The organism is Kitasatospora sp. NPDC093558 (assembly GCF_040683475.1).
Lineage (GTDB): Bacteria > Actinomycetota > Actinomycetes > Streptomycetales > Streptomycetaceae > Kitasatospora.
In genome coordinates this window covers 1-2,457 of record NZ_JBFBDY010000820.1, presented here as the reverse complement: position 1 = coordinate 2,457, position 2,457 = coordinate 1, and the positions used below count along the sequence as shown (strand labels likewise).

Annotated in this window: 2 protein-coding genes; both read right to left on the bottom strand. The window is 71.1% G+C overall.

Translation table 11 applies throughout. The features are described 5' to 3' along the window. Window positions 1-34: 34 nt before the first annotated feature. Window positions 35-1,369: an IS110 family transposase gene (locus tag AB0O00_RS35660; protein WP_363658856.1), complete on the bottom strand. Its 1,335-nt coding sequence runs from the start codon at window positions 1,367-1,369 to the stop codon at window positions 35-37. Between the two features lie 369 nt (window positions 1,370-1,738). Further along, window positions 1,739-2,457 (bottom strand): hypothetical protein (locus AB0O00_RS35655; RefSeq protein WP_363658855.1); only part of this gene is annotated, 719 nt, incomplete at its 5' end.

Below are 2,457 nucleotides of genomic sequence, written 5' to 3'. Positions count from 1 at the left end.
GGAACGGACGGTCGTGAGCGTGCAGCGGGTGGGGTCAGGCCGCCGTGGGCGCGAGGGTGACCTGGTGGCCGAGGGCCTGGAGCTGGCGGACGAGGTCGCGGGTCTTGCGGGCGCTGTTCAGGGGGCGTTGGTGCCAGTTCGCGCCGAGGTCCTGGTAGCGGGCGTCGGGGTCGTTGATCAGGTGCCAGGCTATGACGAGGATCGAGCGGGCGACGGCGACCAGAGCCTTGGCGTGGCCCCGGCGTTTGACGATCCGGCGGTAGCGCGAGCCGAGGAAGGTGTCCGTGCGGGCGGCGGCGTTGGCCGCTTCGCCCAGGGCGCCTTTGAGCCAGGGATTGCCCCGGCCGGCCGGGCCGGTGGTGTTCTTTGTGCCGGACTGGATGGTCCGGGGGCAGAGCTTGGCCCAGGAGACCAGGTGTTCCGGGCTGGGGAAGCGGCTCATGTCCAGGCCGATCTCGGCGAGGATGATCTGCGCGGTGGCCGCTCCGACTCCGGGGATGGCGTCGAGGCGCTCGATCAGCTCGGGCCCGGGGCGTCCGGCGGCGGTGGTCGGCGAGCCGTTGTGCTCGGCAGTGGCGGCCGGGCCGGCCAGTTCGCTGAGAAGGTCGGTGATGTGCCGGTCGAGTTCGGAGATCTGCCGGGTGAAGTGGTCGACGGTGTCCAGCAGGATCCGCAGGAGACGGCTGTGGTGGTCCTCGAACTGGCCGGTCAGTGCCTCGACGAGGGCATCGCGCTTGTTGACCAGGCTGCCTCTGGCCAGCTCCGCGAGCGCACGCGGGTTGCGCTCGCCGGCGACCAGGGCGTCGAGCATCGCCCGGCCGGAGACTCCGAAGAGGTCGGATACCACGCTGGAGAGCTTGATCTGGGCGTCTTCGAGGGCCTTCTCGACGCGGTGCTTGTGACGGGTGCGGTCCTGGGTGAACGCGATGCGGGTGCGGGTGAGGTCCCGCAGTTGGCGCACCGGCTTCGGCGGGACGAACGAGGCGCGGACCATGCCGCGCTCGGCGAGCTTGGCCAGCCAGACCGCGTCGAGCTTGTCGGTCTTCGGGCGTCCCGGGACGTTCTTCACCTCGCGGGCGTTGACCAGCCAGCACTCCAGGCCGCGGGCCTCCAGAAGGTAGAAGAACGGCTTCCAGTAGTTGCCGGTCGCCTCCATCACCACCCGCTGAATGCCTTGGCAGAGCAGGCGGTCACCGAGCTCCAGGACCGCGTTGGTGGTCGAGGCAACTGTCCAGACCTGCTGAACCCGCCGGCCCTCGCGCTCCTCGTGCGGCAGCCGCATGCAGACCACCCCGGATGCCTTCGCGATGTCGATCGCCGCGACCCGGGCCACCGCCCCGTCGGCCTGGTCTTCTCTCGTCTCCTCCACGGTCGTCCTCCCTTGCTGTCGTGCTCCAGGGCGGGGGCCATCCGGGGAGCCCGAGGGAGGCGGAGAAGCTGAACGGCGTGCTCAAGGCGACAGTGCGTGGTCCCTCGGACGGCCCCCTCACCAGACTCCTATACGGACTCGAAGCCCAAACATCATGCGGCGTCAGCGGACGGCCCCCGCACCGATTTTCACGCTCGCGAGGCGTCATCCGCAGGTGAACGGCTGACTCCTATGAAGTCACAAGCGCCCGTCCGGCCGCGTGCGTGGTGATGCCGCCGATGAGCCGACAAATCCGAAACAGGACAGCCGAAGCGTCAGTCAGTCGATGGGTCAGACCCACCGGCAACATCACCACGAACATCATCACTGTCAGTCGTGCTCGACCACGATCATCGCGTGGCCGTCCCCGGTGGTGACCCGCACGTGGACGTACTCGCCGTCGTGCTCCCAGGCCAACTCCCGCCCGGCGGGCTGGAGCCGCACCGAGCGCGGCGCGGCGGCGAGCCGGACGGCGACGGGCACGTCGACCAGCGGGAACGGGTCGTGCACCAGGTCGAGCTCCGGGGTCTCCCGGGACGGGACGAAGCTGACCAGGTGCACCACGGTGCCCGCGGCGGTGCGCTGCACGGTGGTCTCCAGGTGGACCGGACCGCCGGCGCGGACGAGCGGGTCCGGCAGGAGCCGGTCCAGGGCGGCGCCGAGCAGCTGACGGTACGTTTCGAGGCCGTGCTCGTGGAAGGCCTCCAGCAGTGGCACGGTCACCGCGGCCACGCCGTCGCCGACGACGACGGCCACCTCGTCGGTGGGGTCGGCCGGGGGAGTGTAGGAGTGGCCGCAGAAGCGGTCCCAGGAGCGCGGGAAGTAGGGCGCCACGACCCGGGCCAGGACGTCCGAGCCGGGCAGCGCCTGGGCGGTCAGCCGGGAGCCGTGGCTGATCACCGGGAAGTCCTCCGGGACACCGGGGACGCCCTCGCAGGCGAGGAAGACCTCACCGGCCGGCGCGGGTGCCAGGCCCTCGACCGGGAGGTCGGGGAGGGCGGGCTCGGTGCCGTTCCTGAGCAGCGCCGCCCCGACCAGCAGCACGGCCC